General features: G+C 47.2%; 15 protein-coding genes and 1 pseudogene. 4 read left to right on the top strand and 12 right to left on the bottom strand.

What is annotated here, in order from left to right; translation table 11 throughout:
• Window positions 1–358: 358 nt before the first annotated feature.
• The 11 genes and pseudogenes from KOD92_RS26140 to KOD92_RS27805 form a co-directional block, all read right to left on the bottom strand.
• Window positions 359–3,943 (bottom strand): VCBS repeat-containing protein, encoded by a 3,585-nt coding sequence (locus tag KOD92_RS26140; protein WP_215236562.1) that lies wholly within the window; start codon window positions 3,941–3,943, stop codon window positions 359–361.
• 23 nt (window positions 3,944–3,966) lie between these two features.
• Entirely contained in the window at window positions 3,967–5,496 is a 1,530-nt protein-coding gene (locus tag KOD92_RS26135) for a RagB/SusD family nutrient uptake outer membrane protein (RefSeq protein WP_215236561.1), read from the bottom strand.
• 26 nt (window positions 5,497–5,522) lie between these two features.
• Entirely contained in the window at window positions 5,523–8,705 is a 3,183-nt protein-coding gene (locus KOD92_RS26130) for a SusC/RagA family TonB-linked outer membrane protein (protein WP_215236560.1), read from the bottom strand.
• Between the two features lie 22 nt (window positions 8,706–8,727).
• Window positions 8,728–11,790, bottom strand: a complete 3,063-nt coding sequence (locus tag KOD92_RS26125) for a glycosyl hydrolase (protein ID WP_215236559.1) — start codon at window positions 11,788–11,790, stop codon at window positions 8,728–8,730.
• 318 nt (window positions 11,791–12,108) lie between these two features.
• Complete coding sequence (locus KOD92_RS26120; protein WP_229254885.1) at window positions 12,109–13,875, bottom strand: sensor histidine kinase; 1,767 nt, start codon at window positions 13,873–13,875, stop codon at window positions 12,109–12,111.
• A 27-nt stretch (window positions 13,876–13,902) separates the two neighbouring features.
• Window positions 13,903–14,550 carry a response regulator transcription factor gene (locus tag KOD92_RS26115; RefSeq protein WP_215236558.1) on the bottom strand — a complete coding sequence of 216 codons (648 nt, stop codon included), beginning with the start codon at window positions 14,548–14,550 and terminating at the stop codon, window positions 13,903–13,905.
• A 202-nt stretch (window positions 14,551–14,752) separates the two neighbouring features.
• Window positions 14,753–14,860: pseudogene (locus tag KOD92_RS26110) on the bottom strand (AraC family transcriptional regulator); the annotation flags it as partial.
• A 189-nt stretch (window positions 14,861–15,049) separates the two neighbouring features.
• On the bottom strand, window positions 15,050–15,979 hold the full coding sequence (locus tag KOD92_RS26105) for an NAD-dependent epimerase/dehydratase family protein (RefSeq protein ID WP_215236557.1): 930 nt from the start codon (window positions 15,977–15,979) through the stop codon (window positions 15,050–15,052).
• A gap of 436 nt (window positions 15,980–16,415) precedes the next feature.
• Window positions 16,416–16,859, bottom strand: coding sequence for a Rossmann-fold NAD(P)-binding domain-containing protein (locus KOD92_RS26100; protein ID WP_229254883.1), 444 nt, complete (start codon window positions 16,857–16,859; stop codon window positions 16,416–16,418).
• 118 nt (window positions 16,860–16,977) lie between these two features.
• Window positions 16,978–17,292 (bottom strand): SDR family oxidoreductase, encoded by a 315-nt coding sequence (locus tag KOD92_RS27810; RefSeq protein ID WP_215236555.1) that lies wholly within the window; start codon window positions 17,290–17,292, stop codon window positions 16,978–16,980.
• Between the two features lie 88 nt (window positions 17,293–17,380).
• Window positions 17,381–17,710, bottom strand: a complete 330-nt coding sequence (locus tag KOD92_RS27805) for a helix-turn-helix transcriptional regulator (RefSeq protein WP_215236554.1) — start codon at window positions 17,708–17,710, stop codon at window positions 17,381–17,383.
• A gap of 203 nt (window positions 17,711–17,913) precedes the next feature.
• Between KOD92_RS27805 and KOD92_RS26085 the strand changes: the two genes are divergently transcribed.
• The 4 genes from KOD92_RS26085 to KOD92_RS26070 are packed head-to-tail and all read left to right on the top strand — an operon-like array spanning window position 17,914 to window position 23,911.
• Window positions 17,914–19,353 (top strand): ABC transporter permease, encoded by a 1,440-nt coding sequence (locus KOD92_RS26085; protein WP_215236553.1) that lies wholly within the window; start codon window positions 17,914–17,916, stop codon window positions 19,351–19,353.
• Window positions 19,350–20,741 carry an ABC transporter permease gene (locus KOD92_RS26080; protein ID WP_215236552.1) on the top strand — a complete coding sequence of 464 codons (1,392 nt, stop codon included), beginning with the start codon at window positions 19,350–19,352 and terminating at the stop codon, window positions 20,739–20,741. The genes KOD92_RS26085 and KOD92_RS26080 overlap by 4 nt, the downstream gene beginning before the upstream one ends.
• A complete protein-coding gene (locus KOD92_RS26075) occupies window positions 20,734–21,429 on the top strand; it encodes an ABC transporter ATP-binding protein (protein WP_215236551.1) in 696 nt (231 codons plus the stop codon). The genes KOD92_RS26080 and KOD92_RS26075 overlap by 8 nt, the downstream gene beginning before the upstream one ends.
• Window positions 21,430–21,460: 31 nt before the next feature.
• Entirely contained in the window at window positions 21,461–23,911 is a 2,451-nt protein-coding gene (locus KOD92_RS26070) for a TonB-dependent siderophore receptor (protein ID WP_215236550.1), read from the top strand.
• Between the two features lie 2 nt (window positions 23,912–23,913).
• On the opposite strand, the gene KOD92_RS26065 is transcribed toward KOD92_RS26070, so the two are convergent.
• On the bottom strand, window positions 23,914–26,343 hold the full coding sequence (locus tag KOD92_RS26065; protein WP_215236549.1) for a TonB-dependent receptor domain-containing protein: 2,430 nt from the start codon (window positions 26,341–26,343) through the stop codon (window positions 23,914–23,916).
• Between the last annotated feature and the right edge of the window lie 28 nt (window positions 26,344–26,371).

The raw sequence follows: 26,371 nt of genomic DNA, 5'->3' as shown, positions 1-26,371 counted from the left end.
TGATCCCTAACTTTTTCACTTCCCCTGCGAAGGTTTCGAAAAGAATTTTGTCATAGCACCACCTGCATACCGAATGCCTGATTTGCCCATTCAGAACTGGTCCAAATGCTTGCCGAGTTGCGCCCCAAACGTCAGTCATCGTCATGGGCAGCCCTAGCAAGCCAGCTCCCGCCGCGATCGTTTTATAATAGAACGCCTGTTTTGATTGATCTCCATTACTTAATATGTTTTTATAAATCTTATTAGCCCGATATTTGATGTCGCGTTACATTTTCTTTAAAATGCTTAAATACTCTACCATATCAGTAAGCTGCTCCGTTGTTATGGCGTCTTCTAAGCCTGCCCGGCATCATTGAGACTAGTGCAAATCTTCATTGCCTTTCACCTGCCTTTGCTGGCCTCTAAAGTCTGTGATTGCGACATTAGTTACGTCTTTATCAATCGTGAGAAAACGGCCGGATTGCGACAGGAATGAGGCTCCATAGGTAAATTCATGTTTCAGCATTTTTCCATTTTTATACTTCACCCGGGCGCTGATATCCGTGGGTTTTAAGAGAATATTTTTAACATTATGTTTCAATTCAAATGCCTTTAATACATCCCGGTTCTGGCTGGCAATCATCATGTAGCGTCCATCGCTGCTTCGTAATTTGACCAATGCTTTTCCGTTGCCCGGAATGTAAAGACCACTTTGCAGAATCGACTGCGGGTTGAAATTGCCATTCCCGTCACCGAGTAATACCAACCCATTCAGCGCATCATACCGGCCTATCGAGACGTCGGTGCCGTAATCGTTGCCCGTTATGGCTACGTCCAGATTTCCATCTCCGTCATAATCATCGACGACCATGCCGTTCAGGACGGATATTTGCGCCTGTTTCGGAAGCGGGATCAGCGTGAATTTCCCATTGCCTTCGTTGCGCAAAAAACAGGATTGCAGCATGGTAGCTTTCAGGCGAATGGCGTCTTTGCGTTGCTCGGCAGAGAGCAGATCCTCCATCGTGGCTCCGGCGAAAGATTTGAAACTGCCAAACTTCTTTTTGACACTGTTCATTTGCTTAATCAGATCCTCCCGACCGTGCATGGGAAACTCGCGCGGCTCCCCATTCTGATCTGGTAAAAAGAGCGACGGAATAGCCGAATAGTTACCGCTATTGTCAAAATCTTTGGCTGTGATGTACACCGGAAACTGCTCACTAGCCTGGAACAGGGTGTTCAGTCCCGTATTGCCCACAATGTAATCCATCCGCCCCGTGTGCCGGAAATCACCTGCGACGATACTATTCCACCAGCCCGGTTTGTCTCCAACGCCGGTTGTTTCAGTAATGGAATTAAATCGGCCATTGTTATTCTTTAAAAATGTAATGGGCATCCATTCGCCCGTCAAAATCAAATCGGGCCAGGTATCATTGTCAAAGTCTGTGACTAAGGCATCGCAGACCAGGCCAATGTTCGCCAGACCGGGCGCTACGTCTTTGGTAACGTCGGTAAATTTGGTATGTCCCTCCTGGCTATCGTTTCGAAGGATCAGGCTGGACACGGGTTTGGGATAATGCCAGGGTTCAACCCGACCCGAAACAAACAGATCCAATTTCCCGTCCCGGTTGAAATCGACGGCGCGAACACAGAATTTGCTGGTCAAATTAGTCGGTAAGGCATTCGTGGTTTCTGTGAAATTCCCCTTTCCATCGTTGATATACAGTTTGTCCTGATAACCCGTCGTGTTGGGTGCATTTTTGTAGCCGCCCCGGGCGATGTACAGATCCAGCGCCAAATCGCCATTGGCATCAAAGAGCAGGATACCTTCGTCTTTGTAATCTCCCTCAACAGCTTGCTCTAACACAACATTTCGCTGCGAAAATTTCCCATTTCTTTGCTGTAAAAAAAGCTGGGCGGGATCGTGCGCATTTCCACCGATCACCAGATCATCCCTACCATTTCCATCCACATCGCCCACCGCCATACCCGGACTGTATTCCGACAATTTATGCGGCAGCAGTTTTTGAATGTTGAAGTCGATGAAATCAAATTCCTTGTGCCGGTAGGTTAATCCTATTTCTTTTGTTACATCGGTGAACAATGCATTAGCAGCCAGTTTTGGCACTGACCAATCATAGTTTGCGGACGCATCTTTGCTGGATACAGTCAGTCTCTGATCGGCTTTTACATTTTGCAAAACCTGCTTTTTCCCGTTTGGCCATTTAACCACGACAGAATCAAGCTTCACAACATTGCCCAAACCGAAATGGGCGATCGACTGGTTGGTAGACAGGTAGCCACGATAGGGTGTATGTTCATAAACCTGCTGCTTGTTGCCAGCGAAGTGAATGGATACAAACGTGCCCAGGCCAGCAACGTTCAGGCTATCACCAATTAATGTCAGTTGCAAATAATGCGCGTTTTCCTTATTCCGTTCTCGGGCGTTGTTCTTGTAGATCAGCGCTTTGTCATTGATGTTATTGATGACGATATCCAATGCACCGTCGTTATCAAGATCGGCGTAAACCGCGCCATTTGAAAATGTCGGCTGATCAAAGCCCCAATCCGAGGTAACATCCCGGAAGGTCAGATCACCCGTATTCTGATAGGCGTAATTGTGAATCTTGACGACCGGGATCTGGGCTAAAATATTCGCTTTTGTGGTCGTTTCGTTGGGCTGGTCCCGGTAAGCGATGAAATCATGGTCTGTAACGTCTTTCGGATAGCCATTGGTGACGATCAGATCCCGGAAACCGTCGTTGTTGAAATCAGTCAGCAAGGGCGTCCAGCTCCAATCTGTTTGGGCTACGCCGCTCATAAAGCTGATTTCACTGAATGCCGGACTACCAATTGAATCCTTCGCCCCAACGCGCGGCCCCTGATTGAGTTGCAGCGTATTCCGAACGTACTGATACTGATAACCGTACAGATCAAAGTTGAGATAACTAGCGTAATTGTTGGCCATCATCATCATTTTCTTCCGGTAATTATCTTCCGGATTCATGTCCAGCTCCATTAAATCGGCCAGTCCATCGTTGTTGATATCGCCAATATCCTGCCCCATCGCATTGAGCGACGTATGTTTGAAATACTCCCGGGAGCGGTTGGTAAAACTGCCGTTCTGGTTGTTGATGTAAAGCATATTGCTCGACAGAAAATCATTCGCAACAGATATATCTTTCCAGCCATCCTGATTCAGATCAACCACCGTGGCCGTGTGGCCGAAGCCATCCAGCGAGATGCCGGACTGCGACGATACGTCGCTATACCGGGCATGTTCAAGCCCGGCATTCCAATCGTTACGAAATAAACGTCCCATACTCCGTCGGCCTTCGAAACGGCTCAATCCAAACTGATTCGGATTCTGTTCCGGGGAGGCTTCATTAACCGTGAGATACATATCCAGGTCGCCATCGTTGTCATAATCAAAGAAGTTCGCCATCGTTGATTGCACGTGGATATCTAAACCATATTCAGCGGCCAGCTCCTTGAATATGGGCACGCCGTCGTTTGTTTCTTTTTGATTAACATACAGTATGTTACGAAGCTCCAGCGAGTCTTTCGAAAGGGTGTTACAGACATAAATATCATCCCAGCCGTCGTTGTTGATATCCACAACGGCCACCCCTCTCCCCCATCGCCCTTTGCCATCGACCCCCGCCTTTTCGGTCACGTCAGTAAATTCAAACGTTGCTCCCTGCGCGCCATTATTCAGATATAACCGACTCGAAACCCGGTTGCCGACGAAGTAAATATCCGGCCAGCCATCTTTATTAAAATCCCCGATTCCCACGCCCCCACCGTTATAAATATTGACCATATCCAGTGGGTTGATCGAGTCATTTTCAGCAATAAGATTATTGAATTCAATGCCCGACTTTGACGATGAAATGGCCTCGAATAATGTATCGTCTTTGCAGGATGCCAGCACAAAAGCCAAATAAAGAACGTAGTGAAATTTCATGAATCTGTAAATTCAACACCGGGTTAGTATCCCGGGTTTTGCACCAGTTCCTGATTGGTCGCAATCTGTCGCTGCGGGATCGGCATCAGGTCTTTTCCGGGGGGCACCGCAATACCATACCGTTCTTTTACGTAGTTGGCCTGCTCACCCGACCGGCGCAGTAAGAACCAGAGCGAGAATTCGCCTGCCAGCTCATGCCGGTATTCTTCCAGCAAAATTTTCATTACGTCTGAGCCGGTGGCTGCACCAAGACCGGCGCGTTTGCGGATCTGTCCGTTAATGACAGCCAAGGCACCAGCAGCATTACCACTTTTGTATAATGCTTCGGCTTTGCTCAAAAGTACCTGCCCGTAGCGCATCAAAATCAGGTTTTGACCGCTGAAAATATATGCCGGGTTACCCGAATTTCCCGTCGCACTAGGATCACGCCAAGTTTTCACGCCATAGTATCCCGATCGCAATCCGTCCGATCCTTTCCAGGGTTTCGCTAGGGTTCCCAACGTGTTCAGCCCGGGATAGTTTTGCTTCACCAGAGGATAATCACTAATCCTGATTGCCGGGCTGGGGTGCACATCGCCGGGGCCCAGAACAGTTGGAAATTTCCGGGTATCTCCCGCTTCAAACGAATCATACAGCTTCTTATCTGCGTATGAGTATCCAAATTGTGAGACCTCTTCCGGCATTCCGAAGGTTCCCAGCCAATGAGAGTCGTTCGCATGACCCCACGACATATCGCTGCCGGCAATGTACTGAATCTCAAAAATGGACTCTTTACCGTTTTGGTTATTGAACTCATGGATGTTGATAAACTTGTCTTCCAACTGATATTTGCCAGTTACTTGCTCATAGGTAGCGGCAGCTTCAGCATATTGCTTCAACCACATCTGCGCATCACCCAGGTAAGCCAGGGCCGCTCCTTTGGTAGCGCGGCCAATATCCGCAGCGGTCAGATCCTGCTGCCAGGGCAATAGGTCAGCAGCTGCTTTCATATCCGCGGCAACAGCGGTGAAGACTTCATCCTGCGTATTCCGGGGATGACGGCCGTCGTCTGTTACGGTTTGCAATTCCAGTGGAACACCTCCGAAATTGGATGCCAGGTAATAGTAAAAAGCCCCCCTCAAAAACAACGTCTCACCCGTTAACCGATTCGCCAGTGTGTCCGAAATGATCCTGTTGGTTTTCATAGTCTCAATAATCGGAATCGCTGAGTTGGCGCGCGCAACGCCCTGATACGCCCTCGACCAGAAAATATTCAGCGCATCAAAACCGGTGGGCACTTCATAGGTTTCAAAGAATGTATCGGCTCCATAGTTTTTGAAATCCTGCGAAAGGAAGTTGGCCTGGTACCACAATGCTTTCAGCGTAAAATCTACATCATGGAATGTGTCATAAATACCCGTCACGAGCGCAATGCCGTCTTCGGGCTTTTTAAACAGCGCGTCTTCCGTGATGCCCTGTGTATTTTTTTGTTCCAGGAATGATTCCTTACAGCTTATCGGCAACAGTACCACTGCCAGAAAACCGAGCAGACCTATTGTTTTATATAATTTCATAGTCAGTTTATGTATTTTGATAAGGATTAAAACTGCACATTCAGACCTAGTGTAAAGAAGCGTGAAGTCGGGTAATTGCCCACATCAACACCTTTCACAGTCGCACTCGTGCTGCCATTGTTCGGATCGCTCACCTGCCCGATTTCAGGATCCAGGCCCGTGTACTTGGTGAACGTAACCAGGTTCTGCCCGCTCACATACACCCGAACCCGACTGGACGTGATTTTGCGTACCAAGGCAGCTGGCAGTGTGTAGCCGATTTGCAGGTTGCGCAACCGCAGGAACGAACCGTCTTCTACGTATACATCCGACACCCGCGTGTTACCGCTTTTATCATCTCTCACAGCACGCGCGTAGGTCGTTGAGGGATTGGTTTCCGTCCAGCGGTTCAAATAAAATTCTTCACTTACGTTCTCTACGCCCACGCCGCCGTTGGTAGCCAGACTTTGCAGATTCCTTTTCGCATAATTCAGGATGTCGTTCCCGACCGATGCATACCAGAACATCGACACATCGAACTGTCCGTAAGACCCATCGAAGTTTACACCCCCAAAGAATTTCGGTATCGGGCTGCCGATTATCACCCGGTCATCGTCGGTAATGCGATCATCCCCGTTGGTATCGACGAACTGGCGGTCGCCAGGTGCGGTAGATGATGCCTGATAAAACGTACCAGTGCCATTTTTAGCAGCTGCGGCCGCATTCAATGCATTGATTTCATCCTGCGCCTGGAAGATCCCGGCTGATTTGAAGCCGTAGAAGGCACCTACCTGACCGCCTACCTGCGATTGGGTAAACGTGGTCCAGAGGTTGCCGCCAAAGTTCGGAAACCCAAGATCAGAGAAGTTACCTACTGAGGTCAGTCCGTCGGCAAAGCTGATAATCTTATTGCTAACCGTTGTTACGTTTGCACTGACACCCCATTTAAAAGCGTTACTCGACTCGCGGTATTCCAATCCCAATTCCAGACCACTATTACGAATGCTACCTACGTTCCGGGTGGCTGTACTGAAACCTGTTTGGCTAGGTACGTTCACGTTCAGCAGGAAACCGCTCGATGAGCGCACATAGTAATCGGCCGTGAAATTGATACGGCCACTCAGGAAAGATGCGTCCAGTCCAATGTTCGACTGCGTTTGATTTTCCCAGGTTAAATTCGGATTAGGTAACGCACTCAGGACAAGACCGTCGTAATATGTTTTTGTTTGCCCAAACACATAACCGCGGTTATCGATCCGGCTGCTTCCTGAACTATAAATACCCTGGTACTGAAACAGTCCGATATTCTGGTTGCCTGCTTTCCCCCAGCTACCACGTAACTTCAAGTCACTCAGCGCATTCACCGACGCCAGCAAAGGTTCGTCTTTCAGACGCCACGCAACCGACACAGACGGGAATACGCCGTACTTGTTACCCGGACCAAAACGTGAAGAGCCGTCGCGGCGTACAGTACCCGTGATGATGTAGCGATCAAGTAGCTTATAGGTCAAACGCCCAAACTGCGAAGCGAGCGACCAGGTTTGCTGATTGCCATACGGCGTGACTGTCTGGATAGACCCCACATTGCGAAGTTCGTCGCTAATTAGTCCGGAGCCACTGGCGCCACTCTGGCGAAACTTATTTTCCTGGGCCGATACCCCGCCCACAAAGTCAATAGAATGAATGCCAAATGTTTTGGTATAAGCGATTGTATTTTCCCACAACCACTCCGCCGTATTGCTGGCATTCTGAGAATAAAACGCCAGTGGCGGTGTCAGTAACCGGTTGTTTGTCGGCGTGAAATAATAACCTGATCCATCGCTGGTATTCCAGCCAAAGTTTGTTTTTATACGCAAACCCTCAACTGGCGTAATTTCCAGATACGTAGTGGTCAGCAGGTTATTGGATTCCTGGTCGCGGTCGGTGGTTTCCAGATCGGCAATAACGTTGGTACTTCCCGAAACCGCAGTTGCGCCTTTCGTGTAATAGCCGTAGTTCCCATTGGCATCTTTAACCTGGTCCGTCACCGGATTACCCGTCATGGTTGGTACCAGTTTGGTCAGGTTACCAACGCCATTCAGGCCGGAGCCAAAACCAACGAAACCGCCCGTGCGGGTGTACTTCATGCTCGTTGAAACCTTGATCCATTTGGCGGGCGTGTAATCCAGGTTCAGGCTACCATTGTAACGCTTGAAATTCGAAAATTTAACTGTTCCCTTCTGATCAAAATAGCCCAGCGAAAGCGATGTCTGCACTTTGTCACTGCCACCACGCAAAGCCAGGTTGTAGTTTTGGCGGTATCCCGTTTGGTACACTTCCTTCTGCCAGTCGATGTTTCTTAGTGTCGATGGATTGCGCCATTCCGGTAAAACCGGATAGGATTCCTTGTCAGCGATCTCCGTGGCAAACGAAGCGAAATCCTGCGCATTCAGTACTTTATATAATTCGGGAATCGCCTGCACTGATCCATATGCATCAAACGAAACTTGCAATGCACCCTGTTTGCCACGCTTGGTCGTCACGATCACGACCCCGTTCGAAGCCCGGTTGCCATAAATGGCCGTTGCCGACGCATCTTTAAGAATTTCCATTGACGCAATATCATTGGGATTCAACGTATTAAGACCGCCAGAAATAGGGTAACCATCCACCACGTACAGGGGCGAGTTGTCGCCGAAAGTACCTGTTCCGCGGATTTGAACGGAAACTCCGCCTCCAGGAGAGCCATCGTTATTCGTCACCTGAACCCCGGGCGAGCGGCCCTGAAGTGCCTGATCCAGGGTAGTGACAGGCACTTTTTCTATCTGCGCCGCACTTACTGAACTGATAGCCCCGGTAATGTCTTTCCGCTGCTGGGTACCATAACCCACCACGACAACTTCATTCAGGGCCTTGGTGTCCGGGACCAGATCCACATCAATGACTGACTTCGTACCAACCGCGATATCCTGACTAACATAGCCGACGCTGCTGAATACAAGCGTTGAAGTATTGTCCCGAACGGTTACCGTATACGTACCATCGGCATTTGAGGTAGTACCCGTAGTGGTGCCTTTAACAGTAATGTTGGTACCTGGCACAACACCAGCCCCCTGGCTCTCCGTTATTTTACCAGTAACCTGCCGCTCCTGGGCAACGGCTGCACAGACACTGAGCACGACCAGTAGGAGTGAACGTAACGTCAGCGTTTTGTACTGGGTGATTCTATCAAATAATAAAGTTTCTTTCATATTTATAATTAGCATTTATTGATTAAGGTTTGATGATTTTTACGATTGAAGACTCATTTTGCGTACTCACACGCAATACATAGATGCCGGCGCTTTTGCCCAAACGGAGTACCTGGCGCTCTATTCCAGCAGCCTTATCTACCTTTTTTTCAAGTACAGTCGCGCCATTTATTGACGTTAGCGATATCCACACCGCAGCGCCCTCGGCACCACGAATTTCTATCTGGACATTTTCTCCAACCACCGGATTTCCAAGCACTGAAACCTGTAAAGAAGTCGCTTCTTGCTCAGCTGCCATACGCGCGTTATTAAGCACGGCCGGCTCGGTCCCGAATACCAATTGACCTTTATAATAGATTGTGACGTAACTATTTGTATCCATTGCTGCCGTTGGCTTGAATGAATAGTCATTGCTCTCGTTGAATTTAGACCAGTCGGCCTTGGCAATGCGATACTGGATATTGCCGGTATTGCTTGCAGGGTACAGCATCCCCACTGTTGGCTTCACATTAAGCTGCAAATAGGTATCGCTCTTGCTTCGGTTGAAATTCCGCACAAACTGACCCGTCACATTGGCGTTCCCCAGCCTGGCGTAATCCATGAAAAAATTCAGATTCTGCGTTCCTTCGGCCGTAAACCAGTAGCGAACTGATAGATCACCGAAAGAAATAGGCACATTACCCTCATTAACAATGCTCATGAATGTATTGATCGAGCTGCTATTCGTTGCACCGTTCCGGTTCTGGGTTAATGCTTTCAGTTTCACGACCGAGGGAGCCACATCGGGTTCAATACCCCAGATCAATTGCGGTACACCATCTGAGCCGGTACGGTACAATGTGATGTGGTTGTTGAGGGTAAAATTCGTTGCCGCCTGATAAGAATAGTCGTCTTGCTCGCTCAGGTTCGTGTAATCGCTGTTAACAAACCGTGATTGGATTACGCCTGAATTACCAACTGCCAGATTACCCGCCGATGGATCAAAGCTGTACTCAAGATACCCGGTAGCGCCGTTACGTGGATTGGGCAGGGCTACGTATTTAGTTTTGATTTTACTGCCGCCGAGTTGGGCGTAATCAATGTAAGCATTGATACCTGAGTAATTTTCAGCCGTAAACCAATACCGGACCGTAAGCTCACTATATTGAACCGGCGTTGATCCTTCATTGACAAGCATTAGATTTGGCCGGATCGCCGAATTGTTGGCATTGCCTTTGTCCGCATCCTGATATTGCACTTTTAGCGTAACAGGTGGCCGCCAGTTTGGAAGCTCATCCCGCGTGATCACATCGTTATCCGCATATACAGCCTTCAACTGATCAATCGGCTGTTTTTTGATATAGTCCGCTCCCGTCCAAACCGCAAACCACGACCACCACGTAGCAAATCCACGAATTTTGTCGGGGTTTGGCAAATTGCCCGTTTCGGTTAGTGCAACCAGTTTTTTGCCGTTGAATTGACCTTGCGCATTCGCCCAGTTGCCACTCAAATTGGCCGTTGGGTCTGCATAAATATCTTCGCCAACAACATCCACATATTGATCGCCAGGGTACCAGTCGGGGTTGATCGTGTCTGTACCCGTATACACCCAGATCAGGTTATGTAACTGGTGATAATTGGTCAGTCTATTGTACATCAATTGCCAGAGTTCCTTGAAGGGACCCGCCCCTTTTGCTCCCCACCAGAACCAGCCGCCGGGGGCTTCGTGCAGCGGGCGCCAGAGAACTGGTACGTCAGCTGCCTGAAATTTTTTGAGTTGCAAGGCAATGGCGTCAATGTCACTGAGCAATAGTTGGTAACGGGTGCTGTTTTTATCGGCGAGGGCGGCCGCCAGATCAAAGGTCGTAGCCTCGGTATAAAATCCCCGCCACCAAAGCTGATCGGGTGCCTGATTGATCAGATCGGTCGGCGCGTTCCAGTGCCACATCAGACTGATAATCCCGCGGCCTTCACCTTTCTTCGCCCAGTCGATAATAGCTTCGCTATTACGCATGGGCGACGTGCCGAACTGAACGCGGCTGGGCGAGTAGTCCATCAGGTCGAACGAACCAATAGCCGGCTCTTTGCCCGTTTTCTCTAAAACATATTCAACATCATCCTGTTGTCCTGAAAGTACTTTACTCCCATATTGATCGACCAGATACGAAAACAATCCCTTGGTTGACAATGTAGCCTGCGCATCGACCAGCATTTTTGAAGGCTTGATTGGCAAGGAGGCCGTGGTTGGCGTTAGCTGAATGTAGTCGATATCAAAGTATCCCCAACCCCTGTATATGGTGATAGTATTTAATCCGTTGGCCAACAGAAATTTTCCCGCACCGGAACTGGTAAACCCTCCAAATGTTTGTTTTAGTGTACTACTTCCTTTTTCATCATTTACCTGAAAGTCAACCCCTTTGTCGCCATAGGGTGAGGCATAGCCGATGGACAAATCGTATAGCCCCGCGGCGGCGTTAATGGTAATACTCACCTGATCTGTCGCATTGTCGAAGCCTGTTACATATCCCGTTCCCGAAAATCCGGTATTGGCGCTTGATACATCTACGCCCGTCAGATCGCCAGCCTCGGCTTCTGCCCGTCCATTGACCAGCGGAACAACGGTGGGCGGCTTGACCGATGCGGGTGTCAGCACAATGAAGTCAATGCCGTAATAGCCCCAATTCTTGTTGATTGTAATGGTGTTCTGCCCGTCCAGCAGTTGAAACGAACCGATTACCGCAGCTCCAAAGTCCGTACCGGTTAATTTCAAATCATGTTCGCTGCTGGCACCGTTGACACTCACTCGGGTCTTTTTATCGCCGTAAGGTGAGTAATATGCAATGGTGAGCTGATAACTCCCTGCCGGAGCTGCAAAGGTGAAAACCATGTTATCGCCCCCGTTGCTGTCGTCATCAAAACCCCAGGCGTAGCCCGTACCGGAATATCCGGGTTGATCCTGCACAATCTGTACGCCATTAAGGGCCACACCCTGAGCGGCTTCGGCTTCCAGTTTAATTGGATCTGCGCCGAATATCGACGTGCTAATGCTTAATAAAGCAGTCAGAATGAAGGCGTGAATTGCCGTTAGCTTTCGAATTGCTGACATAAATTGGATTTGTACAGGTGTTCGCATACTGTATGAGGTAAAAGTTAAGGCCTAGATAAATAGAATTTTATCCAGCAAAAATAGGACGAATCGACATGGACATAGATTAAGGAAAACCCTACTTTTTTAAAACTTAGGGAAAACCCTAGATAAGGATGCCGATTCAATTCCTGCTTTGAGTCTTGAAAAGGATGATTTTTACGGGAGCCGCCTCGCACTTTTGCAATGATGCTTCGAGTGGCGGATTTTATGGGAAAGATTCAGTGTTGATTCCGGAAGTGACAATGTTAACGCAGGTTTAAATGCGCGCAACCTCTGTCATACAAGCGCTTCCGTTTTTTGTAACTTTTGCATGGGCAACGAAATCATCACAGATGTTCCTTTTCCGACTTCGCCTTGCCACATGACATGCCCGCCGAGGTAGGCAATACGGGACTTAATATTAGCGATACCACTTCCTTTTAATAGCAGATTATCGAAATCAGCCCCTAGGCCATCGTCATCTACACTAATCAAGATTGTTTCTTCATTGACCATCAGCTGAACCGTCACCACCTTGGCGTGTGCGTGTTTTAGCGCGTTATTGAGCAACTCTTGCACTACCCGGTAGATCATCACGGCAGCTTCATCGCCCAACGGTGGCATCTCGCCGTAATGGTCTAAAATCAGCTTCGTTTTATTAACCAGATTCAGTTTCTGTACCAGGTCTTCCAAGGCTGGAACGAGGCCAAATGTTGATAGCGCATACGGGCGCAGATCATTGGATATCAGCCGGGTTTCGGTGCAGGCTTCGTCCAGGAATTGGTTCAAGGGTTCCTTGACCGATAAAGGCAATTCTTCCTGATGCGCTTCAATAAATAGTTTAATTCGGGAAAGTTGAATGCCCAGACCATCGTGTAGATCACGCGCAATTCGACTTCGTTCGCCTTCTTGACCTTCGATCATGGCACGTAGCGATTTAAGCTCCAATTGTCGAATCTGTTGCTGGGCGATGACCGTGTGCTGATGATCAATCAGTTTTTGCTGACGTCTTAGATACACCAATGTAAACACGCCGATAATACTGATTATCAGGCCAATGAATAGCGCAGAGTTCAATACGTTCTGATTGCGACTTTGTTCTTCAACCAGTTGTTTTTCAACTGCCAGCGTTTTGATCTGACTATCTAGTTCCTGCAAACGAATACTTTTTGTTTGTTCGGATGCGTAAAACTGGACCGTAAAATCGAGCGTTCTTAATGACCAATCGTATGCTTTTTTATGGTCGCCCATACGGGAATAGCTATCTGCCGTGTGCCGCGACAATTCCCGCATCATACCCAGATTATTTTCCGCCTTCGATAGGTTGTAGCTCTTCTGGTAGGCTTCAATAGCAGCCAGGCTATGATGTCTGAACTGCTCGACCAGGCCCAGGTAAAAGAGATTTAAGGCAATTAACCAGTTAACTTTTAATCGATTTGATATGATCAGACTTCGGCTGGCAAAATAGTATGCAGAATCGGGCTGCTTGTCCCGAGAGTACGTATTGGCCAGCAGACTAAGGGCATACGCCTGAGAATAGGGTTGTTTGTACTTTACGCTAAGCCGCTCGGTTTCACGCAAGTGAGTTTTCAAACCGGGCGGCATAGGTTCTACATATTGAGCGATATTATCCAAACCCAATCGAGATTCGATGACTTTGGGCATGTTATGGGTTCGCTCGAAATATTGCTGGGCTTTTTTCAAATATTGTTTGGCGTAAGCATGCATAAAATAGTCCTGGGTGTAGTAATCTCCTATTACCAGGTACTGATTAAAATACCCCAGCGAGTCGCCTATCAGGCTGTAGTATTTCAAGCTGCTGAAATAAGAGTCCATCGTATACTTATTATATCCATACTGCCGATGGTATAGTTTACCCAGGGAATCATAAGCCTTTGCAGCCTGACTATAATGCTTATCCTGAACCAACAGTTTAATCTGTTTCTTTAAGCTATCAACAAACGTCGTGTCCGATACCGCCTTCGCAGATTGTAACCCGCCGGTCAAAATAACCAAGAAGAGGAGAATGATCCGCCAACCAGACCGGAGAGAAAAGCATTTCATGAGCATTACCTGTAATGACAAATAGAACTAATCAATCATTTGCATTTCCATAGCCGTCTTTATCAGTAGGGCTGTGTTAGGAACACCGAACTTCATCAATAGACTGCTTCGGTGAAATTCAATTGCTTTGGCGCTCACAAATAACTGAGTGGCCATCTGCTGTGTTGTTAATCCCTGTGCAATGCGGGTAAGCACTTCCGATTCGCGAGGGCTGAGATGTGGTTTTGCGCCAATGCCGGCCGTTGACCTTCTGGTCTTGGGATTATCGTTCAGCAGAATTTGCGTGATCGATTCATTAAAATATTGCTTCTCGTGGTGAACCGCCTGGATGGCCTGAAGCAACTCCGTTTTCGTAGTATTCTTCAACAAATAGCCTTTCGCCCCCTTTTTCACGACCCGCTTAATAAGACTGGCATCGTTGTGCATCGTCAGTGCTACCACTTTCGTTTCCGGGTACGTACGGACTATATACTCACAAAGGCCAAGGCCGTCTTCAATGCAGGGAAACGAAATATCAAGTAAAATGACATCGATCGTAGTCTGGCTTAATCGCTCAATAACTGACTGTACCGTGTAGCAGCGCTCCGTCACTTCAATATCCAGTGATCCTGAAATGAGCGACTCTATGCCTTCAACAAAGACATTATGGTCATCAGCAATGAGAACTCGTATCATGCGTATATATACAGTATAAATTCATATCTATCTATCGAAAGTACGATGAATCAGCCGTGAACATAAATCCAACAGTTCCCATCTCACAAATTTTAGGGAAAACCCTAAGGACATTATTGGGGAATCAGACGTCATGTATCTGGTCGCCAAGGAACTATGAAGAAGCTTGGCAGGAAGCATCCATCTAGTAAGTGACCAGTTGCTAATTCGGATACAGCAACTTATGAAAAGCAGCGGGTGACATGCCGGTTTTCTGTTTGAATAATTTATTGAAAGATTGCGGATGCTCAAAGCCCAACGCATAAGCCGCATCTGCTGTGGTAAGTAATCCTAAGCCAACTTGCCAAAGTGTGCTCCGCTTGCTTTATTTGAAGAACTTTTACCAACCAGCGCGGATCTCTTAATCTGCATATGAGTCAAATTCTACCAGTAAAAAGTTCACGAGTCAACCGGTTTGACGAACGCAATTTCCTAATTTAACTCAAAGATAAAATCTGAGTCAATCGGCACTCTTGTTGAGATCTCTCATAACACCCTTTATTCCTTCTTCAAAGGATTCATACTGCGGCTTCCAGTTCAATTCTTCTTTCGCTTTCTGGTTGCTTACTCGGAAAGAACTTGTAAGCGATTTAACCAGCGGACCTCCAATCATCAATCCAATCAGCCAAGGTGGAATTGTCCCGACCTGTTTTACTTCTTGGGTCATTGTAATATGGTCGATCAGCTGACGCAAAGTGATGGGTGTATCGTCTACAATGTTGTAAACTTCGCCATGGCGTCCGTAAGTTACGGCCAAACTGAAAGCCTTGGCCAAATCATTCACTTGAATGGGACTCCAGTAGTTCTCACCCTTCCCGAAAACCCGAAGCTGGCCTTTTTTCATCGTATCGTAGAACGACGCTTTAAACAAACCACCCGGCCCGTAAACGAAACCAGGACTAAGTACAATCAGTTTTAACCCCTGTCTCTTATGCAACTCCATCAACTGATACACTACATGAGCATGGCCCTCTCCCAAGGGTGACGGTTTCGAAGGTGTCTGTTCGTTTATCCATTTAGAACCATGATCTCCATAATTGAAGCAGCCACTGGTGTAGACAAGTACCTTGTCGTGCTGAATGCAAGAATTTGCAAGAGCCAGCGTCATTAATTCATCTGCCTGGTTAACCCTCTCCTTGGCTGAATTAGTGAAGCGCCCCTTAGTTGCTAATTGAGCTGTCTGTATGACCACATCAACCGAGGGTATGGCAGACAAATAGGTTTTAGGAGAGGTCATTTCACCAACCACCGTTTTCATCCCTTTTTTGGTCAAGGGCGCCGCCTTGGCCAGGTCTCTTACCATACCTACCACCTGGTGGCCCTCACTAAGTAATTCTTCAACGACAGCCCTTCCTACGAATCCAGTTGCACCTGTTACAAATATTTTCATGATAAATTTTATGTTTAACGGAAATATATCGCCAGATCAAATGAGTATTTCCGTTCTCAATAGATACAGGTCAAACTTAAGAAAGTAATTGAACTAAGCTTCGGTTTCCTCCTTATTTGACTTTTGAAGATAAACCCATACAACTGGCTGAACCGAACATTGTTGGCGTAAAAATGATCAAAAAGTGGCGAAGTAAGTAGGAGCGATAATAGATCAATACATGTTTAGGGAATCAGCGCATTAAAAAAGTATATCCCAAACAAATTTATTTCTAAATTTCGTTAGGAGAAAAATTGCAATTTCCAAAGAAGCATTTGATAACAACTTTTATCTTAAACGACTTTTTCTGAAAGCGAGGACCAACATGAATTCTTGATTAATCTTGATAAAATACCAGTCATGGTCCCATATTACTGGATCAGATAAGATTTGCTCATTAATTTTTGCTGCTCTCTGCCACTATTGCGCTGATGTAGCTCTCTAATGAGGTGGCACCTCGCTCAGGTGCGCTGGGTAACTCCAACTTTCCTTCAATCATTTCTATCGTAATAGCCGTCATGGCCGCCATCGAATCGGCTCCTTCTGATGAAAAACCAGCAGCTTTTAGAGCAGTATTCCATTGTTCGTGAGGCGTCTGTACAGCTTTCACCGGTCTGCCCAAAGCAGATTCAAAAGCAGCAGCTACATCCGCCGATGAGTAACGTTTGGGGCCTTCCACATAATACAGACCTGTTTCCCCGATAGGCTCCATGAGTAGCTTGGCTGCCATCCGACCCAAGTCACCTGGGGCAGCCATTGGCAGTTTCAGATCGGGCGGAAAGAACGTATGCACCTTTCCTTCTTTTTGAGCTGTGGGCAACGATATGTCCCAATTGCTCATGTAGTAAGCCGCTCGTATTACGCTGGTTGGAATCCCCGTTTTAGCCAGACCTATCTCTAATTCGTAAAGTACTCCCAGATCGCCAATCTTATCTCCTGGCTGAGCGCCATAGGTAGATTCAACTACTACCTTCTCTATCCCCAACCCTGCAATGCCTCCAAGATAAAGGCAGCATTCTTACGCTCCTCCAAAGCTGTGTCAGTCGATGGGGGGCTGGCGGATTAAGGACAAAAAGCCGCTTTCCTTTTTTAAATACGTTACGTAAAGCTTCCACGTCGCGTACATCTACAACTGATACGGTTGCCCCTTTTCTCTCCCATTCGCTCGACTTTTTCGGATCATGAGTTAGCACAGTTACTGATTCGTTTTGATCCAGCAGTGATTGAGCCACTGCCGAGCCTACATGGCCCGTTGCTCCAAGAATGATATACATACGCTTTTCGTTTGGTGGAATAAATGATTGTTTAGATGGCCAAACGTAGCCTGCTCGTGTGACAAAGGTATGTCAGGGGTCTTTTTATTTATTCTCCAAGTGTATCGAAATATTGCTTCAGCGTAATGGAATGAGGCTTAAAGTAAAGGTTTAGCACGTGAAGAGATGAGATTCGATCTAGCCGAAAAATACGAAAGCCTTGCCGTAATCGACACCAACCGACTAGAAGCCAATCGGCTTCTGTACTCAGGAGCAGTGCGAAAGGTTGTACTTGCCTTGAAGTTGCTTCGTTTTGAGCCGACTCGTAGTGAATGTCAATCAATTGATAGTTTGTCAAAGCACTTTGTAAGATAGGGAGGTGGTTGCTCGTGCTGACTGGCTTCGTTTTAGGATAAATCTTTAAACGATCATCCAGCACCAATTACATTTTAACGACCGAATTTCTAAACACATCAAAGCGGTTACATAATCCTCACTTTGTAGCCGGATCCTACCTTAAATTTATCTTTGCAACTATGATGCAAAAAAAATGTAATCTATCTAAATTGCAACGCGGTTGCATCTAGCATACTGCATCGAGAATCTGGTGCAGTACTTGCGATATACGAATACATATATACAATGCATTTCAAATTCATTACCATCATCGCCCGCCAGGAGTGGGCTTCCATTTTCCGTAGTAAGATCCCGCTTGCATTGTTTTCCGTATTGCTGGTTGTTTCTTTACTCGCCACATTTACAGGCTGGCAGTATGTAAGCAAATTCAACCATCAGCAAAAAAACGCGCATCAGCAGGTGCACGACCAATGGATGAGCCAGCCCAACCGGCACCCGCACCGTGTTGCCCATTATGGTTACATGGTTTTTCGTGAAAAATCCCCGCTTAGCTTTTTTGATTTTGGTTTGGACAGTTACGTGGGCAATTCTGTGTTTCTGGAAGCACACCGGCAAAATACGGTCAACATGAGCGAAGCAGGCTTTTCCAATGGAATGCTGCGGTTTGGCGAGCTTAGCATGGCCATGGTGCTGCAACTGCTCGTGCCACTGTTTATCATTTTTATTGGCTTTCAGACCATATCCGGGCTCAAACAGAATGGTGTGCTCAAAATATTGCTTTGCCAAAAGGCGTCCTACCTGGATATTCTTATTGGCAAAACGGCCGGGCTAACCGCTGTCGTCTGGGCATTGTTTTTACCCTTGCTACTGGTAAGCCTGATCGCTGGCAACCTGCTCATTACTGGTGAGATTCAAGGAGAAACACTACTGCGCACGCTACTGCTGACATTTTTGTATGCGCTCTATTTTCTGATCATTACGATATTGGTAGTCGCTGTATCGGCAATGAGCAAATCTTCCAAAAATGCATTGATGGTCTTGGTGCTGATCTGGATGCTGTTCTTCATTGTCATTCCCAAAAGCGCCCAGTCGCTCGGAGGCAGCTTGCACGAGGCTCCCGGTAAAATTGCTTTTGAGCAGGCTATTGAGCAAGATGTAAGCGAGCAAGGTGACAGCCACGATCCAGACGATCCACATTTTGCCAGTTTGAAAGCTAATACCTTAAAAAAATACGGCGTGGATTCGATCTCACATCTACCTGTTAATTATGGTGCGCTGGTTATGCAGGAAGGTGAAAACATATCATCAAACATCTTCAATGAACATTTCGATCGGCTGATTAGCATTTACAAATCGCAAAATGCTGTATCCTCGGTACTGAGCTTTATCGACCCTTACCTGGCGATCCGTAACATCTCTATGAACCTTTCAGGTACCGACTTTGATAGTTTCACAGCATTTCAAAAGCAAACAGAAAAATACCGTTTCGAGAAAACTAAAAAGCTCAATGAGATTCATTTGACCCAGATCAAATACCAAAACGATAGCAAACAAAAGGTTAGCGCCAAAAACTGGCAGGAGCAACCTGACTTTGCCTTCCAGCCTTTAACCATCAACCAAAACCTGACTGCCGGCGGTTTAAGTCTGACTGCGCTGCTTGCGTGGGTTTTAGCGGGATTTGGTGCATTGACCTATGTTTCCTCCAAACGAGCTTACCAGTTATGAAAATAAATATGAAAGTCCTATTTCTGGAAATCAAAAATTTCCTGCTGGGAAAAACCGTGCTTATCGGAGCGATCAGCTTGTTGCTTTTTGGCTTTTACAGCTTTTATCATGGCAACCAGGTAATCGATCGCCAGCAGAAAACCATAGCATTCGTGCCTGACGTGCAAAAACACCATTTGCAAGAAATTGCCAGACACGGAACAGGAAAAATGGTGGGTTCCACCGCCTATTATCCTTTCTTTTACACGACCAACCCTGCATCGCCCTGGGAAAAATTCTCGATCGGGCAACGGGATGTGAACCCCTTCACATTGAAGGTCAAAATGTTGGCCATTGAAGGCCAGCTTTACGACTCGGAGCTCACCAACCCGCTCACGCTGCTAGTTGGCAACCTGGATGCATCCTTTGTTTTCATATTTCTTTTCCCACTGTTGATCATTGCATTTACTTATAATGTGCTTTCGGAAGAACAGGAAAATGGCGTGTGGAAAATAGTCCGGACAACCAGCGATAGCATTGGCGCAGCCATTGCGGGTAAGCTCCTGGTTCGACTGGCAATTATTCTAACAACTACGTTGCTGGTCTTTTTGACAGCAGTTGTTGCATTGCAGCTTCCCGTTTCAGCGCCTACGTTTCAGCTGCTACTTGTCGTGTTGCTTTACGTATTGTTCTGGTTCACAATCTCAGTACTGGTTATTGCTTTGGGCAAGAGTTCTTCATTCAATGCAACTACGCTGGTCTGCATCTGGATTTTTCTGGCAATCCTTTTTCCAGGTGTGGCAAATATTGCTGTTAATAACAGCATACCTGTGCCCGAAGCAGCTGAAACGGCGATTCGGCAGCGGGAAGGGTATCATGCAAAATGGGATCAGCCTAAAAAGCCCACGATGGAAAAGTTCTATGCTGTGTATCCACAGTACCGCAAATACGCGATATCGGAAGACAAGTACTCTCCGGGCTGGTATTATGCCATGCAGTTTTCAGGGGATCTGGAATCAGCCAACTCCTCAGAAAAGCTTTTTGAAAAGTTAATGCAAAGACAAACGCTTTCAGAGCGCATTGCCAGGTTCAATCCAGTGATTGCAGCCCAGCAGTCACTGAATAAAGTAGCCAACACGGACCTTACCAGCCACATTCGTTACCTGCAATCCGTAAAAGCCCACCACAGGCAGATCCGGGAGTACTTCTACCCTTTCATTTTTGAAGACACGCCCACTGAAAGCATCAACTGGGCTGGCTACCCGGCTTACAGGCCCAACCAATACCTGCAAGAACCCGTCAGGGGCGGGATGATTGCAATCCTGATCTGGGCAGCAGGTTCATTAATAGCTGCCCAGATCTTGTTTAAAAGAAATTTTATCAAAATAAAAGACATTCAAAATGCTTGAAGCTAAAAACCTTACAAAACGCTATGGCAGCCATACTGCTTTAAATAAGCTGAACCTGAGCATTCAGCCAGGTGAAATTTTTGCACTGCTGGGTCAGAACGGTGCCGGAAAAACCACGACCATCAATCTGTTTTTAGGTTTCATTGAGCCCACCGAAGGTAGCGCATCCATTAATGGAATCTCGGTTGCTGAAAATCCCCAGGAGATTAAAAAGTACCTTGCCTATATCCCTGAGACGGTGATGCTCTACCCGAACCTGACCGGGCTGGAAAACCTGGAATACTTCTCTTCACTGGCTGGTTTTGATTATTCAAAGAAGGAGTTGGGCGGACTGCTTACAACGGCCGGCCTGCAAGCCCAGGCCTTTGATCAAAGACTGGCCGGGTATTCAAAGGGAATGCGGCAAAAAGTAGGTATCGCTATCGCGGTCGCTAAAAAAGCAAAAGTGCTCCTCCTTGATGAGCCCACCAGCGGACTTGATCCCAAAGCGTCCAACGAATTTTCCCAGATCATCCAGTCGCTGGCGGCAAATGGAACAGCGATACTGATGGCAACCCATGATATTTTCAGGGCCAAGGAAGTAGCAAGCCGGATCGGGATCATGAAGGAGGGCAATCTAGAATCGGTGATTGATGCCAGCATGATTTCGGCCAACGAGCTTGAAAGTCTTTATTTGAAAACTGTTTAATTCCGAGTATCCCACCCAAGCTGACATAACTATGATCAAAATTTTTATTTTCTCCTCACTACTCATTGGGCTTCACGTTAGTGCCCAGACCATTTCCGGCTCAGTATCTGATGTCGCCACCGGGGGGAAAATCCCGGGTGCCAATATCACATTGACCGGCTCTGGTACAGGGACTGTTACTGACTCGACGGGAGGTTTTTCTCTGGAAGGAAAAGGTAGCATCCAAGTTAGCGCGATGGGATACAAACCAGTGCGTTTAGTAGCTACCGGCCAATTTTTGAAAATTGAGTTAATCCCACAGGCAAACCAGCTGCAAACCGTCGAAGTGACCGGGCGCGTGGCCAAGGATTACAATAGTGACTACTCTTTTTCTGCAACCAGGATCTCAGCGTTAAATAAAGACGTTCCACAGTCGATTACTTCCATCACAAAGGAGTTGATTGCAGACCGCCAGGCATTTAATCTGGCCGATGCCGTCAAAATTGCTAGCGGGGTGATCCCATCCAGTTACTATAACCAGTATTCGATCCGAGGCATTAGCCAGAACGAAGAAGGTCAGATCATCAATGGGATGCGTACCCGGCAGTATTATTTTTTGCAGCCGCTGACGGCCAATATCGAGCGTGTGGAAGTGATTAAAGGCCCGGCAAGTGCGACATTTTCATCCGTAGATCCGGGCGGCAGCATCAACCTGGTTACAAAAAAGCCGCTAGCCACTCAGCGTAAAGAAGCCAGCCTTAGCGCGGGAAGTTTCAGCACATTTCGAGGGACACTGGATTTTACAGGCCCACTCAATGAGTCTAAAACTTTGCTTTATCGGGTCAATGGCGCTTATCAGCAAGCACGCTCTTTCCGGGACATAGTTGGTAGTAAAGCGCTGCTGCTCTCCCCTTCCCTGAGCTATATTCCCAATGAGAAGACAGCCATCAATGCAGAATTGATTTATAGTAACATGAGCGGCACCCTGGACAGGGGCCAACCGATCTTCGGGGCGGTTGCCGGTGAAACTGCACTTAACAGTACCCCTACCAGCCTGAACCTGGGTGCGCCCAACGATTTTTTCAATTCCAAAGAAGTGGTCATTATGACAACGCTGGCGCATAAGCTGACTTCGCAGATCAGCTTCAACGCCTCCTACATGAAACAGTCATGGACAGAGGATTTGCAGGAACACCGCACAACCAATGCTTTTGCACCTGATATTACTAACCAGCCCGTCACAAGTCTTGCAGCTATGCAATTTGTACAGCGCCAGCAGTATTGGAACATCGACAATTTGAATGCGTATTTCAGCTTCAACTTTAACACGGGCAAGTTAAACCATAAACTACTGGCAGGCTATGATTTGAGTAGCTGGCATAAGCTCAAAGGCGGCGGGCAAAATGCAGCAAGAGGTTTTTTATTGAAAGACGGCTCAGTGGCAAGCTCGTTTGTGCTGGCAGATGCAGCGAATTACCAAACAATTACTGTAGGAGGCAAAACGCTTCCAAGGCCCAACGTTAGCCATTTTGATCTTCAAAATCCATTGTACACCATCCGCAACGTGCAAGATTACAACCTGAACGTAAGGACAGCACTTCCAGCTGCGCTGACTACGACGAATGCGGTTTATGTCCAGGAGCAGTTGCAATTGGGAAAACTGAGCGTGCTGTTGAGCTTACGCAACGAATGGTTTGAAGATATTACCAACTACAAAGCACCCAATACGTTGACGGTACACAAAAACGCGCTGCTTCCCAGGGTCGGGTTGACCTATGCGATCAACAAGGCCATCAATGTTTACGGCACCTACCTGGAAGGTTTTCAGCCACAATCCAACACGGTGACCTTGATGCCGCAGACAGGCACATTGCCAGCCGGCAGCCAGTTTGACCCTTTAAGAAGCAACCTGAAAGAAGCGGGATTGAAAACAGATCTCTTCCAAAATCATCTGCATCTCAATGTGGCTTTTTATGAAATTATTCAAAGCAACATCCTATTGAATGCCAATGATCCTGCTAGTCCAGACCGGCTGGTGACGCGCGGACAGGAGCGCAGCCGCGGGATCGAGTGGGATTTGGCGGGCTACATCACTCCCGAGTGGCAAGTGAATGCATCATACAGTTTCATCGATGCCGAGATCACCCGTGACCAGGACGAAAGCCTGGTCGGCGCGCGGAAGCAAAACACGCCAAAGCATAGCGCCAACCTTTGGACGCGCTATAACTTTCGCAGTACTTCATTTTTGAAAGATCTGGGGATCGGGATTGGCGTGCAGCATCAGGGAAGTAAAGTGCCCTGGTTTACGCGCAGTTTTGAAGTACCTGCATTCACCATTTTTGATGCAGCCCTTTATTACACGCCAGCCAAAAGCAATATCCAGCTTGCAGTTAATGCGGGCAATCTATTTGATAAGACCCACTGGCTGGGGGCGCAGAACTATCTTCGCTTGTTTCCCGGTGCGCCACGCAATGTGACGCTGACATTAAGCTTCAAATTTTAGGCTTACAGCCGGTCCTGCTCTTCGATGCGGCGGGACCGGCCAGGCTGTAATTGCCCGCCAATATGGTATTTAACCGAAAATGAGGCCCTATGCGTGTCAGGAAGATCATCGTAACGGTAATCGATGTAGTCAGTCAGCGAGCGTCCACGGTAACGGTTTGTCCGAAGAAAATCAGTGAAGGCAAATCTGACATCCAGTTTGCCTTTCATAAATGATTTTTTCAAGCCAAAGTCAGTAAAAAAAATGCTTTCCTTCTCATAAATACCCCAAAGCTCCCGGGAAGTCCAGTTAGCTGAGATTTCCGCATTAAAGCCTGCTGGCAATTTGAATTGCTGACTTAGCATTGCGCTCGCAGCCCATAATGCAGTTATTTTTTCGGATTGTAAGAGAGGAATCGGGTAGCTCGTGTGACTTGCTCCTGCCGTCAGCTGTAAATCCCAGAAGTTAAGCAAATGCAAGGGAATAGAGGCGGTCAAATCAAAACGTCTCATACTGCCCAGGTTAGCGCTCTGGCTAATGATTGCACCCGTATTTTCTTCGATTACCAATCTGCGGGAAAGGTAGTTGCTACGGGTCGAGTAGCTGGCCGAAAGTACGTATCGGTCTTTTAATGTATAACCCGCCGAGTAGATCCAGGCCATTTCCGGCCGCAGGTACGGATTTCCGGAGTAATAAAAATATTGATCATAATACCACCGGACAGGGTTCAGGGTTGAATATGCAGGACGGTTAATGCGGCGACTGACTGAGAAATTGACTTTGTGGTTTTTATTGATCTCGTGCTGGGCTGAAAGCGATGGGAAAAGCTGGTTATATTTCCAGCTATTGTCAATCTCTTTTGCTAACGTGTATCCCCTAGCGTTTGTTGATTCAAACCGAAGACCTGCCTCCCACTGTGTCTTGTCAAGCTTTCCGGAAACTGACGCGTAAGCAGCTGCAATCTGCTCGGTATACCGGAACCGGTTCGACATCGATTCTGCTTCAATGAATTCCCCTGCAGAAAGTGAATCAAAACGATAATTAGCCTGGTTTCGAACGTCTGCATACTTCAAGCCTGCTTTTAAATGAAAACCAGTGAAGGGAAGTTCCAGATCCGCCTTGATGGATTTAATGCTGACAGTGCCAGGCTGGTGAACTTGTAACTGCTCATCAGGTGCAGCTGCCTGCCCCTTTGCGTCCAGATACCGGGTTGTTAGCAGCCCATCGGAAAGGTTACGGTATGAAATGTAATGCGCATCGGCGGTGAGCTTTTTGCCCGCGCTATCAATCAAAAACTGGTAGCCCAGGTTTGCCGCATCATAATGGTATGGCTCTGTAAGATAATTGATACTTTCTACCACGCCGATCAGTTTGTTTTGCTGATCCAATCTGCTGACACGTGAGATTGCATTGTCTTTTACATAATCGTCAAGGTAACCGTTGTATCCGGCAGTTAACTGATGTTTTGGCGAAAGCTGCCAGTCCAGATTTCCCTTATAGGTATAAAAATTAATTTTTGTAGGCGTTTGCAGCCTGCGGTCAAGGATGATGCGCTGTCCTTGATCGAGGACCGTATTACTGGTCTGGCTTTGCATAAAACGGTGCGGCGTGTTATAGTCAAAAGAGCCCGAGACGTTTACTTTGCTATTGCGGTAGCTTGCCGCTACGTTTTGATTGTTCATCCAAAACTTTCCTTTGGAAATCCCAGACAAAACATCCAGCGAATAACCTACAAACACATTTTTCTTGGTCACAAAATTGATAATGCCTGCATTGCCTGCCGCGTCAAATTCAGCACCAGGTGCAGAGATCAGCTCGATCTTAGCGATGCTCTCCCCGCTCATACTTCTTAACAGCTGCACCAGCTGCTGCTCAGAAAGGTAAGTCATCTTTCCATCGATCATCACATTGATCCCGCCAGCACCTTTGAGCATGACTTGATCGTCTTGCCCGATGCTTACGCCAGGCAATTTACGGAGCAAGTCCAGCGCAGATGATCCTGCGCTTGTTGCACTATTGCCTACATTATATACTAGCTTTCCTTTATCTATTTCAATTGCTTCTTTGCGAGATGTTACCGTTACTGCCGTCAGCTCAGAGGCAGCTTCTTTCATCACCATGTTATAGGTAAGTTTTTTTGATATACTACCTTGGATAAGTATCGTGTCATTAACAGGTGTAAAACCAATCATTGAAGCGTTGAGTAGATATCGTCCTGGTGGAAGCGCGGCAAATTCAAAGTTCCCAACAGAGTCGCTAGCAGCCCACCAGGTGTCCGTAAGTTGCCCTTGGGCTACCAGCTGGATGTTAACGCCAATCAACCTGTTGCCGCTTTGGTCTTTCACATTGCCAACAACGTCTTTCTTGACAGTTTGCGAAAGAACCTGGATGGGAACAAAAACTGAAACCAGCAGTGGAAGCAGGCCTTGCATTATATATGTAAAATTCATCATAGTCACCTTGATTGAAAAATGCCGCACC

It is taken from the genome of Dyadobacter linearis, assembly GCF_907165045.1.
Taxonomy (GTDB): Bacteria; Bacteroidota; Bacteroidia; order Cytophagales; family Spirosomataceae; genus Dyadobacter; species Dyadobacter linearis.
Note: the sequence above shows the minus strand (reverse complement) of the source record. Positions and strands in the feature narration are given on the sequence as shown.

What these genes read in the sequence shown, in the direction of transcription:
- KOD92_RS26085 (WP_215236553.1), top strand. Translation starts at nt 17,914, where the DNA reads ATGCATTTCAAATTCATTACCATCATCGCCCGCCAGGAGTGGGCTTCC.
- KOD92_RS26130 (WP_215236560.1), bottom strand. Translation starts at nt 8,705, where the DNA reads ATGAAAGAAACTTTATTATTTGATAGAATCACCCAGTACAAAACGCTG.
- KOD92_RS26075 (WP_215236551.1), top strand. Translation starts at nt 20,734, where the DNA reads ATGCTTGAAGCTAAAAACCTTACAAAACGCTATGGCAGCCATACTGCT.
- KOD92_RS26115 (WP_215236558.1), bottom strand. Translation starts at nt 14,550, where the DNA reads ATGATACGAGTTCTCATTGCTGATGACCATAATGTCTTTGTTGAAGGC.
- KOD92_RS26120 (WP_229254885.1), bottom strand. Translation starts at nt 13,875, where the DNA reads ATGAAATGCTTTTCTCTCCGGTCTGGTTGGCGGATCATTCTCCTCTTC.
- KOD92_RS27810 (WP_215236555.1), bottom strand. Translation starts at nt 17,292, where the DNA reads ATGTATATCATTCTTGGAGCAACGGGCCATGTAGGCTCGGCAGTGGCT.
- KOD92_RS26070 (WP_215236550.1), top strand. Translation starts at nt 21,461, where the DNA reads ATGATCAAAATTTTTATTTTCTCCTCACTACTCATTGGGCTTCACGTT.
- KOD92_RS26065 (WP_215236549.1), bottom strand. Translation starts at nt 26,343, where the DNA reads ATGATGAATTTTACATATATAATGCAAGGCCTGCTTCCACTGCTGGTT.
- KOD92_RS26125 (WP_215236559.1), bottom strand. Translation starts at nt 11,790, where the DNA reads ATGTCAGCAATTCGAAAGCTAACGGCAATTCACGCCTTCATTCTGACT.
- KOD92_RS26100 (WP_229254883.1), bottom strand. Translation starts at nt 16,859, where the DNA reads ATGAGCAATTGGGACATATCGTTGCCCACAGCTCAAAAAGAAGGAAAG.
- KOD92_RS26080 (WP_215236552.1), top strand. Translation starts at nt 19,350, where the DNA reads ATGAAAATAAATATGAAAGTCCTATTTCTGGAAATCAAAAATTTCCTG.
- KOD92_RS26140 (WP_215236562.1), bottom strand. Translation starts at nt 3,943, where the DNA reads ATGAAATTTCACTACGTTCTTTATTTGGCTTTTGTGCTGGCATCCTGC.
- KOD92_RS26135 (WP_215236561.1), bottom strand. Translation starts at nt 5,496, where the DNA reads ATGAAATTATATAAAACAATAGGTCTGCTCGGTTTTCTGGCAGTGGTA.
- KOD92_RS26105 (WP_215236557.1), bottom strand. Translation starts at nt 15,979, where the DNA reads ATGAAAATATTTGTAACAGGTGCAACTGGATTCGTAGGAAGGGCTGTC.